Genomic DNA, 14528 nt, shown 5'->3' on the forward strand with positions numbered 1-14528 from the left:
AAATCTTTTCACTGATCAATAGTGATGGATTAAAAAATGTTATAGGTAAAACCGAACATAATCTCCGCACCTCTTTTAAAGCTTCTGTTGATATACTCGTTTCCATACCATTTACCACCGGTTTGTGGATTCGCATAAACTGTTTTAATAGCCGGGTTCAGCATATTCTTGGCGTATCCTTTGAACTGAATTCTGTCTCCGATTCGTTGTGAAAATACAAAGTCGAGGTATGGAACAGGTTGCGTATACAGATCCGGTTCACCAGTCAGGTTAATCTGCACCAATCGCTCTCCTACCATATTAAATGTCAGGGTAAGATCAGTACCTGTTTTCTTGTTATCATAATTTAACCAGGCATTGATAGAGTAAGGAGCCTGTTCGAACAATGGACTGTTTTTTGGAGTATATCTGTCTAACGAACGATTGGCATTATAACGCTCTTCCGTTTTTTTAATTTCACTTTGAGCAATCAGAAGGTTCGTACCCAAAAAGAAGTTCTTTAAAGGATCGAAAAGGTTACCGAGATTTTTTACCACTTCAAATTCTAAACCCCACACTTTACCTACATTTGGATCATTCTGAAACTGGATGGTAGGAAACTCAGGATAAGTAGCCGCCAGTCCGTCTGTTTTCAAACTGAAAACTTTCACCAACTGATTCTGAATACGTTTTCCGAAAGCAGAAACAGCGATTACTTCACCTCTGTTTGGAAACCATTCCCATCTGAAATCAAAGTTTTGAGTATGTTGGTTTACCAGGTTCGGATTACCCACTACAAGACCCATTTGAAAAGCGTCAAATTCAAACACATTGGTAATTTCTCTTAATTCAGGGCGGGCCAATGTTGTATTATAGGCTCCTCTGAAATTCATATTATCATTCAGGGTATAAGTAGCATTCACTGAATAATAAGGTTTGTAATTTGCCTGATAAACAGAGTTAGGATTAATCGGATTTAAAGGAATGGCATTCCCTTCTGACGATTGTGCTGTAAGAGACGGATCTAAAAACACACCTGCAGTATCTACTGCTGATCCTATATTAGTCATTTCAAAACGAACTCCACCTGCCACGCGTAAACGCTCGTTTATTTTTAAATCGAGCATCCCGTAGAGTGCATTTGTTTCAAAATAACCGGTATAGTTGTTAGGCGACTTCTGACTATTATATAAGAACCCACCAACGGGCATCCCTCCTTCTCCATGTCCGGGATTTAATCTCACTCCTACTATTTCACTACCTACCAATCGGTTCACATTACCGGAAACAGTATAAAGGGGTAATGCTTTATTACCTGAGAAATTTGATCCTGGTAAGAATAGCTGATTCTCTCCAAATATTCTGTCGCGAAACAAGTAGTTAACTCCTGTTTTGAATTCCTGTTTTTGTCCGAGAAATTTAAAAGGGATGGTTAAATCTGCTTTATAGTTATAATTTTTTTCAGATAAATTTCTCCAGCGTCTGCCATTCGGTTCAGCCTGAATAATACCATATGTACCGAAGCCATTCACATATCCAGAAGTAAGTGCATATAAGTGTTCAGAATAAACAAATTCACTGGAACCTGAATTTCCATCTACCACCGGTTTTGTATACCATCCACCACCACGGGGCCTGTAATCAGCTATATTTACAAAACGAAAGTCGGGATCATTCTGATTAGAAGAAGAGGTAGCAATGTTATAACTCAATCTTGGAGAATAAGCATTGGTTGAAAGTTTATGTTCACCCTGAAAATTAAAAGTATTCAGGTTTCTGAATGTTTGCTTTAGAGAGTAAGTAGTACTATGAACCTCTCCCGGAAGACCCGTATATTCGTATTTACCGTACAGGTTTGTAGCGGTATTTTCTCCACCCCAGCTGCCCAGGTATTGCATACTTATTTCATGAAGCGCATTGAAACGGTAAGTTAAACCAGCCAGGGTTCCGTAGTTTAAAACCTCTGTTCCTGTATTCTCTTTATAGGTTTGATACTTTCCCATAAAAAGACTGTTCGGCGTGATATAGTTGGGGATATTTCTTGGGCTGTAAACATCAGGATTACCGGTAACCACCCCTTGATAGATACTGTACTGAGTAAGATCACCTCCGATAATATCTGTATAGCGCCGATAATAGTTTCCTCCCAGAATAAGACCCACTTTGTGTTTTCCAAATACATCAAAGCTATTTCCATAAGTAACAGAATATAACTGGTTCTGTGGGGCTTTTTTGTATTGGGTAGACATGATCGGATCAAAAGACTGCATGATATTATTAATACGGGCTACTTCTTTATAAGCATCCGGACTATAATTACTATTGGCTACCATCTGCTGAACACTACTCAATCCGTTTGGGTATTGACGGGCAAGATTTCTGAAATCACTGGTAAGATTCTTATCTTTAATTTTATGACCAAATGCACCCATGTTACTATTCCAAAAGCTATTATATTTACCACCTAAACCGATATTTGAATTAAAACCAGTTTGTGCAATCACTTCCAAAGTCTGTACATCCGGAACAGATTTGGTTTTCAATTCGACGATACCGGCTGCAGCATCTGCCGGTTTATCAGGAGTAACAGTTTTATAGATGGTGATGTTATCTAATAATGAAGCAGGAACAAGGTCTAATGGAATTGCACTTCTATCCGGATCTGACGAAGCCAGACGTGCACCGTTCAACTGTCCGATTACGCTTCTGTCGCCCAAACCACGTACCGCCACATACTTATCATCTGTAATCGTAACACCGGCTACTTTCGACAATGCCTGCGTAGTGGTAATACTACCAGTTTTAAGAATTTGTTCCGCAGAAATTGCATCTTGTACAATAGCTGCTTTTTTACGCTCTAACAGTACAGAGGCTTCCGTATTTGTTCTTCGGCGGGCCTGTACAGTTACTTCATCCATTACAGCAGTAGTAGATTTTAATACAATTTTCAGGCTATGCGAAGCAGGTGTAACAGCAAGTTCCTGTGTTTTATAGCCAACGAAGCTGAATACCAGAGTGGCTCCTTTTTCAGGTACTTTGATAGAAAAATTGCCATTCAAATCGGTGGCGGTACCTGCAGATCCGTTCTTCACATTTACAGATACACCTGTTAAAGCTTTATCCCCATCGAATACACGACCGGTTACCACACCACGTACCGCAGCTGTTTCGATTACCAAATATCCTTCTACGATGCGATATTGCAATCCTGTACCCTGAAGAATTAACTGTAAAGCTTCTTCCACTGTTAATTCTTTATCGAATGAAATTCTTTTGGTTTGCCCTTCTAATAATTTTTCTCTTAAAGAAACCCTGAAACTTGCTTTTCTGGCTAATTCCTGAATACTATAATCAATAGTAGCACTATCAAGTTTCAATGAAACAACCTGTTTAAGGTTTTGTGCATTACCACTTATGCTAAAACATAAGAATAAAGCAACAACCGACAATTTTGAAAAAAATGAAATCCTCTTTCCTGTCTTTTGTCTACTGGTATCAGGGGTTGATTTTTTCTTTGAAGGATAGTAATATGATCCTTTTTGCATACTTTTGGTATTATTGATTTATGCCTTAACGGCAGATAATTAATCAGTATAGAGCATAAAAAGCCCTGTCACGTTTAACGAATCATTGTTGACCTGCGAAATCAGAATGACGGTTAAATGTTAACTTTTGTAAGAGCCTGCATTAGTGCAGGCTTTTTAAATTCTTTTACATATTCATTATTTAATGATGATCGCTGTAGGTTTACCAGACATAGAGTCTATAGAATATTCAAATCCTGCAGTAACAGATAAAATATTCATTGTTTTTTGAACGGAGCTTCGCTCGCTTATAGTTAATGATAATTTTTCTTCCATAAACCCTTCATTGATAAAATTCACTTTCATTCCGTAATGATAACCAATCTGTGTCATGATTTCTTTCAACGACTGCTTCCTGAAGATCATCAGTTCATTTTTCCAACCCAATATTTCCTGCGGGTCAATTTTCATTCTGGTGAACGACTGATTATTCCATTTGATTTTATCTCCCGGCAACATGACGGCAATATTTTTCAACACATCGTTACGCACGCTGTTCACACTTACTTTGCCTGTTACAACAGCTACCTCTATATCTCTGTTTGGATAAGAAGAAACCTTAAAAGAAGTTCCTAAAACACGGGTATGAATATCATCGGTAATCACAGTAAAAGGCCTGGTTTTATCTTTTTCCACTTCAAAAAAAGCTTCGCCCTCCAGATAAACGTCACGTTTATCCTTGTCAAAGCCCTGGGGATATCGAAGCTTACTCTTTCTTCCGAGAGTAACAACCGAACCGTCTTCCAGTTTTACTTTCAGACGTTGTTTTCCCTCATTAATATATTCTGTAAATTGAATGGTATTATCCGTAAATTCATTCGTAGAAGCTTCGTTACCTGAGGCCAGCGTGATTGAATTTTCACGTTGCTGATAATTGTTAATCAGTTTAACGGCGCTTAATCCCATAAGAATCACTACCGAGGCTGCATAATATCTGTATTTCCGCCAGAAGCTAACCCGTTTAACCATGTTTATTTCATTCATATAAACCGAGTCATCCTGCATTTCTAACTGTTGATAAAATTCAACCAGTTTTCTGTCAGCCATTAACGAAATACTTTCGTCAGACAACTCCAGCTCACCGCCTTGTTCATCTAAAATTTCTTCAAACAATACTTTAAAGTACGGCTTGTCAATTATCTCTGACAACTCATACTTTTCAAGCATGTTCAGTTCACCCGCCAACATTTTACGGATGAGAAGCCGCTCTTGTTTAAATGTTTCCAATGTAGAAATCTTCTATTTAAATAATAAAGAGTTGAACCCTTCAATTATATAAACACTAAATAGAAAAGTTACCACCCAATATTTTTCGGACTTAATATTTTGGTAACATTCGCAGCAAAAGATTATTTAAGTTTCTCCCGTACATGGGAAAGAGAAGCCGACATATAATTTTCAACTGTATTGACAGATATATTTAAGACCTGGGCTATTTCTTTATAGGAAAGATTTTCTTCTCTGCTGAGTATAAAAACTTCTTTCTTTTTATCAGAAAGGGAAGAAATCGCAGCCAGGTACTTTTCTTTGATTTCTTCCTGCAATACTTTAGAATCTGCAGAAATATTTGTCTGAAGCGTAAAATCGTCAGCGTGCTCATCAATTGGAACTGTAGAGGGAATATTCGATCTGAAATGATTAAGAATTGCATTTTTCAAAGCCCGGAGAATATAGGCTTTAAAACCGGGAGGAGTAGCTATCTGGCCGCTTTTCTTCCAAACACGCATCATTACATCCATTACCAGCTCTTCTACCAGCATACGGTCGGGGATACTTTTTGAGGCATATCTGAAAAGGCCGTCGTAATAACGTTTAAACAAGGTGTCGAATGCCTTATAGTCGCCTTCTTTCCATAAAGACAGCAGGGACTGGTCTGTTAAATATTGGTATTCATTCTTCACCATAATAATACCTTCTTTTCAGCATTTCGGGTTTCCAACAAAAGTAAAATAAAAGGTAATGAGGTAATTAGTTCAGATATTATGAAATTGTTATGCAAAAATAAAACAAATGCGTACTTAATAACTTAATCAACAGAGACAACTCTTCTTTTTGAATCTCAGACTACCACGGATGTATTAACCATAAATAGTGATTTAAAATAAAAACAAATACCTCTAACACATAAGTTGTATATAAAAGATATCCATAAGCGAAATTATATTCGTTCCGACTACTTATATTTAAGCATAATAAACTACGCAACCATGTTCATTAAAACTACACTGCTATTGGGCTACGAATTATTATATTTTGTTATACCAATAACCGCACAAAATGTAAAAGATAAAATTACGGAACCTGCACCCAAACACACTACAGAACATATTATCAATTTTGATTTTCAATCAAAATCAATCAGTTTTCCTCAAAACAGAATTAAAAAAGGCGATCCTTATATACTTACAATTGACAATATTAATTTAAACTTATACAATGTAATTATAAACAAAAAAGATAGTATTATATCTTCTGATATTCAATTCCCAACTGTAGATTTACTGGGATTGGATGCAATAGAAAAAGTTGCATCCGGTATTATCAGGAGCACAATGTCTGTTACCGGAAAAAAAATATTCGAAAATGAAGATGTAATAGAAAAAGAAAGAATTAAACTAAGCAAAAAAAGTCAAGAAGCAGGTGATTTAAAAAATAGAAATATTCAAAAAAAGGGAGAACTTGATTCTATTAGCAACCTAATTGACAGTTCTCAAAACAAAGGATTGAAATCTAAGATAGAATCAATAGCAGTTAAAATAAAACAAGATTCGCTTAAAAGACAATATCTATTATCAGAAATAGATATTTTAGAACAAAAAATAGTTATATTATCTAATGAAAATATTCAATTATTGGCGGCTTACAGCACAGACAGCCTAAGCATTGTTAAAGACCAGATAGCTTTAACAAAAGACTTGCTTCTCACGCAGATAGATTTTTCGAAAAGTGAAAAGGATAAAATAGAAACGCTTATAACCAACGTTTACTTACGCGGACTCAATTACTATCAGTCGTTATACAAAAAACCTGATAATCCACTTATAGAAAACAAAGATTTAGTTTCATTACATAAAATATTAGAAGAATCAAAAGAAATATCTGCCAGGTCTCATACAATTCTAAATAATGTAAAAAAAACTGAAAAGACATATCTGGATTTCTCAAAATTATATGAAACCATATATAACAGAGATTCAGCAGTCAAAAAATTGCACGGAGAAATAATGAAAGATTTTTCTCAAACGAAATCAGCATTAGATTCAATGATTGATAAAATAACTTTAAAAAGGACTGCTGAGTTACTGTCTTCTATAATACATCTCGACAATAACAGTGCACGTTCATACACATCACTACCAATGCAACTAAATGGTGACATGAGTAAATTATCTATTGATATAGTACCTAAAAAACCAGAATTCGGTCAAACATACGCAGTGGTTTATGAATTTCCACATAATAAAAACTATGTAGGTATCGGAGGGGCATTTTATCACGCCACCGGAAAATCATTCCGTAATGATATCTATAGTGTTCAGGAGTTTGCTACATCCGATACGACCTCCCAATTCAGAATTGTAAACGAAGATTCGGAAGGCGCGGATAGAGAGATTGGATTTGCAACATTACTACACGTAGGTACGAAAATAACAAATTTTTGTAAAGATCTTCTAGGTGTTCATTTCACTATTGGCCCTGCAATATCTTTAGCAAGCACACCACAGGTAAGATTGGCAATGGGGGGCGGACTTTCGGTAGGCCGGAACAAAAATATGGTGAGTATTGACTTGCTGGGAATGGCTGGAAATGTTCAAAGAAAAAGTAATTTATATTCAGAAAACCAGGCATACGATAAATTTCCGGAGCAAATTACAGTATCAAAGTTAAAGACCTCTTTTGCAATCGCAGTAGGATATATTTATAAGTTCTAACAAAATAGATGCATTACAGAATTACTTAATAAAAATGCCGGAATTACTCCGGCATTTTTCCACAGTACTCTGCGGGTACACAGTAACACATGAGAATTACCCAAACAAACTAAACTCTTCTTCACAAAGTTCTTTATTGATCATAGCTCCGGCCACATTACCGGTATAGACTGCAGTGGCAACTGATCGCATCATAGAAGAACAGTCTCCACAGGCAAAGACACCGGGTACAGACGTCTTTTGCATATTATCAACGCTTACATGCCCATGTTCAGTAAAATCACAACCTAATTGTGCAGCAGCTTCTGTATGCTGCTCAAAAGGTGCTTTTACGTACAAAGCATCCAAAGCAGCTACTGTTCCGGCAGCAAATACGATATGCGTTAAAGAGCCGTTTTCATGAATAATATTATGAATCGGTTGATTAATCAACTTTACATTGCTTTTAGACAGTAATCCGGTTTGTTCTTCTGACAATTCAATTTCACCATTGGTTAAAACAGTTACTTCAGCAGTAAGATTTTTTATCATAGGAACGAGATGAAATATCATTTCATGGTTAATTAAAATACTATTTTTCCGGCCTTTAAACTCGTAACCATGGCAGTAAGGGCAATGAATAACCGAGATACCCCAACACTCTTTTAAACCGGGTATCGAAGGGAGGATATCCCTGATACCGGCAGCAATCAGCAATTTCTTACTTGTATAACGACTACCATTTAATGTCTTGATCTCAAAAATCCGCTTTACTTCGGCAGCATTAATAACCGTATCTTTTATCAGGCTTACAGTATCATATTTTAATACTTGTTCCAATGCTTTTGCAGCAATTGCTGCCGGCGTTTCTCCATCCTGTGTAATAAAATTATGAGAGTGCGGGGTTTGTCTGTTACAGGGCAGGCCGCTATCAATGATCAGTACTTTCCGCAATGACCGGCCTAACGACATTGCAGCTGATAGCCCGGCATAACTTCCTCCTATAATAATTACATCAAAAGAATTTTTCATAAATACAATTTATATCACTAATAATCCGCATAGTTTTTTATATACTACAGATGCCTGTGTTTTCTGAAATTTAAAATATGAGCAATAATCAACAATACCGCACCAATATAAATTAGCGGTGAATGAAAATGAAACAACAAATCCATCAACACCGAAATACCAATGAGCATAATAGCTGTCCAAAACATCATTTTCAGTGTTTTAGATTCCATATTTTTCGTTACTCTTTTTACTACGACCGTACCAACAAGCAGAAATGCCAGATCAATGTATGGATTATGCGAGATACCTATAGGGATAATCACGAGCAACGGAAAAACCAGGCAATGGATAAGACAAAGAAAGGCTGCCCAAAAGCCAATAACATCCAGATTTTTTGTTTTCATTCATTCAGGTTTAAAATGCAACATTGTTGCAAATATATAAAATTATCATTAAAGCAACAATGTTGCGATTATTTATTTTTTAATTCCTCCGCTTCTTTGAACAGATAGATAAAATCATTTACATCTGTATCATTTAATTCAAGTATACCTTGAATAGTACAAAACTCGTCCGTACGGTATTTCCGGGGCTTATTTTTGAACTTTAGCGAAATAACCGACTCCACCCCTGCACCACCGCAAAAAAAGCAGGAAGCATAAGTAAATTTAGAAATAGCATATATTCCTTCTTTTATATCGAGCGGAATCATATAACCTGATATCTGTACTTTCTTTCCTGACAATTTTTTGATCTTGTTTCCAAAAACCGGATACAACAGATCCAGATCATATTCCTTATTATATTTTGCAATAAAACTTAAATCAAGTAGCTGCTCCCAGTTCATATTCACAGCCCGCTCATCGAGCTCAATAAGTTTTTCTGTGAGTTTCTTTTGTGCCTGTTCACGTAATTCCTTCCCCGCTCCATAATATTTATCCTGCCGGTAAGCAAACGTAGTTACCTTTTCTGCTGAACGAACATGTTTACACATGCTCGAAAAGTCAACGCACATCATTACAAAAAAAACAGTGCCTGATAGCAGGTATTTTATTAACTTATCCATTGGCTAATGTTCTTGATATATTGATCGTCCACACTTTAATTGCCGGAATGAGTGCAGCCAGGAGCCCCAGTAATAGTACTGTAACCACTAACCAGTGTTCACCATCTACTAACCACCATAATTGATTCCACTCCATCTGATAAGATGCTGCAACATTATCTGTTATTGACAATAACAATAACCTGCTGGTTAACAATCCAGTTATCAACCCTGCCACTATCAAAAACATACTTTCCGCAATTACAGATAACAGAATCTTTTCACGCGTAATACCAACACTTCTCATCAAAGCAAGCTCATATTTTCTTTCTTTCAGTGAATTGTATAAGGTAACAAATACAATAAAAGTGGCCAGCAACATCACCCCGGTACCTATCTGTTGTAATACATTTATCCCAACTCCAAATAGAGAAAACAAGCGGTTGATTTCAATTGCCGGAACAGCTGCCATCATCGAAGTCTGTTCATTGATCATCCTGGGCATTTGTACCTGTCCCATAGGATTTTTAAACTTTATCAATACAGCAGTTATTTCTTTTATGGAATGATGAGCATGTTCATGTTCTTCTTCATCATCATGGTGCTCATGATGGGCATGATCATGTATATTCCATACACTTTCCAGATTACTGACAATAAGATTATCTAAAACAGTTCCTGAAGCTGCAAGTATACCGGTTACCGTATAGGCCTGATGGGTATGCTTTTCGCCATTTGAATCATTACCATGTGTACTGAAGAAAGAATCGCCGGGTTTCATTTTTAGCTTTTGCGCCACTTTAGCACCTGCCACTACTTGAAAGTTTTCTGAAAAAACTTTTCCGGTTTCAATATTTACCTGATAATGATTCAACAATTCTTCCGAAGATCCGACAATAGAAATACCTTCGTATGAATCACCGTAAGCCAGTGAGATTGCTTTTTCAATATGCGGATGTTTCACCCATTTTTCAGCTTCCTCGTAAGAAATATTACCCGTTGGATGATCAATATGATAAACTGCTGACAAAATTAACTGCAACGGGCTGCCCTTCGCTCCTAAAACCATATCAATCCCTTCAATATTGCGCAGATAATTCTTCTCAAAATTGTATTCTACAATCAGCAACATTGAAATCATACCTATACTCACAGACAATGCCATCCAGCAAAGAAATGTATTTAATGATTTTGATCGCAGGTTATTCCATGCCAGTTTTATCATCATAATAATTCTATTCTACTTTGAAAAATATCTTTTAACCGTTGGTCGTGTGTTACCATCAGCAAGGAGGTATTGTTATCTTTTGATAAGGATATCAATGTTTCTGCGACTCTGTAACAATTGGCATCATCTAAACCGGAGGTAGGCTCATCGGCCAATAAAACAGACGGCATGTTTAGTACTGCTCTCGCAATAGATAACCGTTGCTGTTGCCCTACACTAAGTGTACCCGGCTTTTGAGAAGCCTGATTAATCAACCTTAACTGCGACAATACCATCTCAACTCTTTCAGCAGTTATCATTTTATCGGGCCATTGCGAGCACAATACCAGGTTATCCCAAAGCGATAAAGACGCTATATAATGTGATTGCTGAAAAACAATACCAATATTTTTTCTGCGGAAAAGATCTGATTGTTGTGTATTTAATAAAGTGATATCCGTATTATCTATATAAACAGCTCCTGAATGGGGTTTTAGTAATCCGGAAAGCAAATGCAAAAAGGTTGATTTCCCTTTTCCGGATGCACCGGTGATCAGCAAAGTATCTCCGGAATTACAGTGAATATCCGGAAATAAAAAAGGCATATTCTTATAAGCAAACCTCAACTCTTTTGTACTAATCATACCATTTTTTTATAAGAGTTATTAAATCATTACTTCGGCTGATTTCAACAAAAAATTATGTAATTCATAGTTTTTTATAAACGGTTGCAACTTTTCAGAGCCGGGTCCGTACATAGCAAGTTCTACATAATCGGCTGAATGATCCATAGATCCCCATCCTACTGAAGTATATTTCTCTTGTACTTGTGCAAGGTATTTGAATGGAAGTTTACGAGGGTTATAAACACCCGATTCATCTAGTGATGAATAATGTTTCAACAGTTCTTTTGCTTCGTTATCATCCAATTTCCATCCTTGAGCATACTCAACTCTTTCGATGAGTTGTTTTGAAGATGTTTGATGAGTAATTCCGTTTAAAATCCAGTCATTTGTATGCCGGAATGAAAATATTCTATCGAAATTGTCATTAGCTTTTGAACCATAGAATAAACCCGGGTTCGCATTACCGTGATCAGTAGTTAATACGACTAATGTGTTTTTATCTTTTTCGGCAAAGCCAACAGCTACTTTAACGGCATCGTCAAATGCAACCTGTTCGTGAATTAATGCACCGATGTCGTTGGCATGCGCGGCCCAATCAACTTTTCCGGATTCTACCTGTAATACAAAACCGTTTTTGTTCCGACTCAGTTGTTGAATAGCAGCAGCTGTCATTTTGCTCAATGAGGGAATTTCTTTTCGAAGTGTTTCGTTTTGCTGAAGATCTAACTGGTAAGGCAATCCGTCTTCATGAAACAAACCGAGTACTGGCTGATCAGCATCAGATTGATAAGCACTCAACTGATAATTATCAGTGAATACGCGATAATTATTCTTCCGGTATTGGTCTAATAAGTTCTGCTTGTCTTTTCTTTTTTCAGACACAAAGTTTTCTATACCTCCTCCCATCATCACATCAAATCGCAAACCGAGATATTGAGAAGCAATTTCATTCATATCTCCGCGCTTATGATTGTTTACACAAAATCCGGCCGGAGTAGCATGTGTAATAGGAACTGTGGTTACACATCCTACAGATTTACCACTTTCCTTAAACTTTTGCAGAATCGGTTTATTGAAGCTGCCATCGGCATTTACATTCAGCGATCCGTTGGGCACCCGAACACCTCCCCCCCAGGATGAACTGGCAGCAGCAGAATCTGTTACCAGAGAGTTGGCTGATGCCGTATCCATTAAAGCCCTTCTTACTTTATTTTCATCATACAAACTTAACCAATGGCTTCTGCGGCCCTCCTTTCTTTGAAGAAACAAATCCGTCATGTTTAAAGTACCGGTACTCATACCGTCACTTACCATAAAAATGATATTCTTTGCAGTTTGCGAAGGTTGCTTTTTAGGTGAAGCAGTAAACGAACTGCTGCCCCATACCGTCGTTCCTAAGAGTGCCAATGCACTGTTTTTTAATAAATCTCGTCTTTGCATGAACTAAATTTTCAGAATAATTATCAATTAAAAATAATTCATAGAATAACTTACAGCTGGTTTTCAACAGATTACACTCCATAAACTTTCAGTAACTTTGTAATATTGAATCAGGATAGAAAGTGTAACTTGTATGATCAAAAAAGTTATAAAATATTGACAAACAATGAATTAATAATTAGTATAGCTGACTTCAATGTTATAAAGAATTGAAATCTATTGCAACACTGTTGCAAATATAAAACAAACGACCATTACTGCAACATTGTTGCAGTAATTAATTTATTGTTATGAGAAATACCGTAGCAAAAACAGAAATTCTGAATCTGATTAAAAGTTCTAATCAGGCTTTTTCGCATGCAGAAATTGAAGCTAAACTCGAGGGATTGTGTAATCGCGTTACCATCTACAGAGTGCTTGAAAGACTCGAAGAAGAAGGTCAGATTCATAAGTTCGTTAACATTAACGGCGTTTTAAAGTTTGCTGCCTGTCATGATTGTACCGATCACCACCACGACCATCACGCCCATTTCAACTGTACTTCCTGCGGCACCGTAACCTGCCTGGAAGAAGTAGAACCTGTTTATAAAGTACCTAAAAAGTATAAAGTGCAGGAAGTGAATTTTACTTTATCGGGGTTATGTCCTAACTGCTGCTGATTAATATAATTAAGAATTGATAATTAATAGTTAAGAGTTTTTTCTGGTTTTACTCAACTTAAACCTGAAAGATACATCCAGACTGATGGTATGCTCGTAAGCAAATTTTTGCGTCAATGCCGGTCTGAAAAACGTAGGCCGGTAGGTTAAACCAACTCCCAGCTGTTCGTAAAACTTATAAGACACGGGAAGTACAAATCCCCAGGCATTATGTGCCTTTTTTACAGGGTCTCTGGAAGGTTCAGGAGGATCCAATCTTCCATAATTCCGAAGATCCCAGCTATTACGGCTATATGACAACCCGTAACCGATCGTGAAGTTTTTTATCTGATGATTGTGAGAAGCAGCTACATACATCGAACTCATAAATTCATGTTCGCCCGCATACGTTACCGGAGCCGGAAACGGAATAAATATATCCATGATACCAAAGGCACTTGCATTGATAAAGTGTTTGGGTGAATAATAATAATCCATGCCTACAGCAACACCCCAAAAACCTGCATTGGCTTTGTAAGATTCAGCTTCAGGTTTTAAAAGAAATGCATTAACATGAGGAATCGAGAGATTCACAAAAAAATCGCCTTTATTGTAAATATTTTTTACAGGAGTTCTGAATATCCGGGGAAAAGTGTCTGAAGAGTTTACATAAACATTTTTAGGATAAGTATACCGCTTTGGATTATTCTTATCTACCAACATTCCTATACCATAATTGAATACTATATTTGACCAGAATGCAAATGAGTTTCGGGGTTTTAAAATAATTTCTTTTTCCAGACTGTCTGTTGAAACTGTTATTTGCAGCGGTTCTTTGCTACGCTCCACAAAAATCCAGGTTTTATTGTTCTGTGTCATCGTAAGCCTGCCATTATACATTACTTTACTGGGTTCTGTAGTATTGACAGCGATCTGATTATGCCTGGTATTCATCATGGTGGCGCATGATGAAAGAATCGTTAACAGAAAAAGATATAAATATCGCATACATAATGGAGCTACGGTTCAGAAGCAGTTTATGCTACTGCTTACCATCTGAAATGTAGCTAAAAAGATTGAATAC

12 protein-coding genes are annotated in these 14528 nt (G+C 36.7%); 2 read left to right on the plus strand and 10 right to left on the minus strand.

The window, feature by feature from the left end; all coding sequences use genetic code 11:
• Positions 1–29: 29 nt before the first annotated feature.
• The 3 genes from D9O48_RS09500 to D9O48_RS09510 form a co-directional block, all read right to left on the minus strand.
• Positions 30–3356, minus strand: a complete 3327-nt coding sequence (locus D9O48_RS09500; RefSeq protein ID WP_199750544.1) for a TonB-dependent receptor domain-containing protein — start codon at positions 3354–3356, stop codon at positions 30–32.
• A gap of 345 nt (positions 3357–3701) precedes the next feature.
• Positions 3702–4790, minus strand: a complete 1089-nt coding sequence (locus D9O48_RS09505) for a FecR family protein (protein ID WP_126972733.1) — start codon at positions 4788–4790, stop codon at positions 3702–3704.
• Between the two features lie 122 nt (positions 4791–4912).
• The gene (locus D9O48_RS09510) at positions 4913–5467 is read right to left on the minus strand and encodes an RNA polymerase sigma factor (RefSeq protein ID WP_126972734.1); all 555 of its coding nucleotides are present in this window, start codon (positions 5465–5467) and stop codon (positions 4913–4915) included.
• 303 nt (positions 5468–5770) lie between these two features.
• Here D9O48_RS09510 and D9O48_RS09515 point away from each other — a divergent pair, with 303 nt between their 5' ends.
• Positions 5771–7495, plus strand: coding sequence for a hypothetical protein (locus tag D9O48_RS09515; protein WP_126972735.1), 1725 nt, complete (start codon positions 5771–5773; stop codon positions 7493–7495).
• 96 nt (positions 7496–7591) lie between these two features.
• Here D9O48_RS09515 and D9O48_RS09520 read toward each other — a convergent pair whose 3' ends face one another.
• The 6 genes from D9O48_RS09520 to D9O48_RS09545 all read right to left on the minus strand — a co-directional run bounded on the left by D9O48_RS09520 (position 7592) and on the right by D9O48_RS09545 (position 12806).
• A complete protein-coding gene (locus D9O48_RS09520) occupies positions 7592–8506 on the minus strand; it encodes an NAD(P)/FAD-dependent oxidoreductase (protein ID WP_126972736.1) in 915 nt (304 codons plus the stop codon).
• A 44-nt stretch (positions 8507–8550) separates the two neighbouring features.
• Positions 8551–8892, minus strand: coding sequence for a MerC domain-containing protein (locus tag D9O48_RS09525; RefSeq protein WP_126972737.1), 342 nt, complete (start codon positions 8890–8892; stop codon positions 8551–8553).
• A gap of 68 nt (positions 8893–8960) precedes the next feature.
• Complete coding sequence (locus tag D9O48_RS09530) at positions 8961–9554, minus strand: hypothetical protein (protein ID WP_126972738.1); 594 nt, start codon at positions 9552–9554, stop codon at positions 8961–8963.
• Complete coding sequence (locus D9O48_RS09535; protein WP_126972739.1) at positions 9547–10761, minus strand: ABC transporter permease; 1215 nt, start codon at positions 10759–10761, stop codon at positions 9547–9549. The genes D9O48_RS09530 and D9O48_RS09535 overlap by 8 nt, the downstream gene beginning before the upstream one ends.
• Positions 10758–11384: an ABC transporter ATP-binding protein gene (locus D9O48_RS09540; protein WP_126972740.1), complete on the minus strand. Its 627-nt coding sequence runs from the start codon at positions 11382–11384 to the stop codon at positions 10758–10760. The genes D9O48_RS09535 and D9O48_RS09540 overlap by 4 nt, the downstream gene beginning before the upstream one ends.
• 21 nt (positions 11385–11405) lie before the next feature.
• Positions 11406–12806, minus strand: coding sequence for an alkaline phosphatase (locus D9O48_RS09545; protein ID WP_126972741.1), 1401 nt, complete (start codon positions 12804–12806; stop codon positions 11406–11408).
• A gap of 290 nt (positions 12807–13096) precedes the next feature.
• On the opposite strand from D9O48_RS09545, the gene D9O48_RS09550 reads away from it, so the two are divergent.
• A complete protein-coding gene (locus D9O48_RS09550; protein ID WP_126972742.1) occupies positions 13097–13465 on the plus strand; it encodes a Fur family transcriptional regulator in 369 nt (122 codons plus the stop codon).
• Positions 13466–13495: 30 nt separating this feature from the next.
• Here the strand turns inward: D9O48_RS09550 and D9O48_RS09555 are convergent, their stop codons facing one another.
• Positions 13496–14452 carry a hypothetical protein gene (locus D9O48_RS09555; RefSeq protein ID WP_126972743.1) on the minus strand — a complete coding sequence of 319 codons (957 nt, stop codon included), beginning with the start codon at positions 14450–14452 and terminating at the stop codon, positions 13496–13498.
• Between the last annotated feature and the right edge of the window lie 76 nt (positions 14453–14528).

Origin of the sequence: Gynurincola endophyticus, from assembly GCF_003991195.1 — a bacterium.
GTDB classification, from domain to species: Bacteria; Bacteroidota; Bacteroidia; order Chitinophagales; family Chitinophagaceae; genus Gynurincola; species Gynurincola endophyticus.

What these genes read in the sequence shown, in the direction of transcription:
- D9O48_RS09510 (WP_126972734.1), bottom strand. Translation starts at nt 5,467, where the DNA reads ATGGTGAAGAATGAATACCAATATTTAACAGACCAGTCCCTGCTGTCT.
- D9O48_RS09515 (WP_126972735.1), top strand. Translation starts at nt 5,771, where the DNA reads ATGTTCATTAAAACTACACTGCTATTGGGCTACGAATTATTATATTTT.
- D9O48_RS09520 (WP_126972736.1), bottom strand. Translation starts at nt 8,506, where the DNA reads ATGAAAAATTCTTTTGATGTAATTATTATAGGAGGAAGTTATGCCGGG.
- D9O48_RS09525 (WP_126972737.1), bottom strand. Translation starts at nt 8,892, where the DNA reads ATGAAAACAAAAAATCTGGATGTTATTGGCTTTTGGGCAGCCTTTCTT.
- D9O48_RS09530 (WP_126972738.1), bottom strand. Translation starts at nt 9,554, where the DNA reads ATGGATAAGTTAATAAAATACCTGCTATCAGGCACTGTTTTTTTTGTA.
- D9O48_RS09535 (WP_126972739.1), bottom strand. Translation starts at nt 10,761, where the DNA reads ATGATGATAAAACTGGCATGGAATAACCTGCGATCAAAATCATTAAAT.
- D9O48_RS09540 (WP_126972740.1), bottom strand. Translation starts at nt 11,384, where the DNA reads ATGATTAGTACAAAAGAGTTGAGGTTTGCTTATAAGAATATGCCTTTT.
- D9O48_RS09545 (WP_126972741.1), bottom strand. Translation starts at nt 12,806, where the DNA reads ATGCAAAGACGAGATTTATTAAAAAACAGTGCATTGGCACTCTTAGGA.
- D9O48_RS09550 (WP_126972742.1), top strand. Translation starts at nt 13,097, where the DNA reads ATGAGAAATACCGTAGCAAAAACAGAAATTCTGAATCTGATTAAAAGT.
- D9O48_RS09555 (WP_126972743.1), bottom strand. Translation starts at nt 14,452, where the DNA reads ATGCGATATTTATATCTTTTTCTGTTAACGATTCTTTCATCATGCGCC.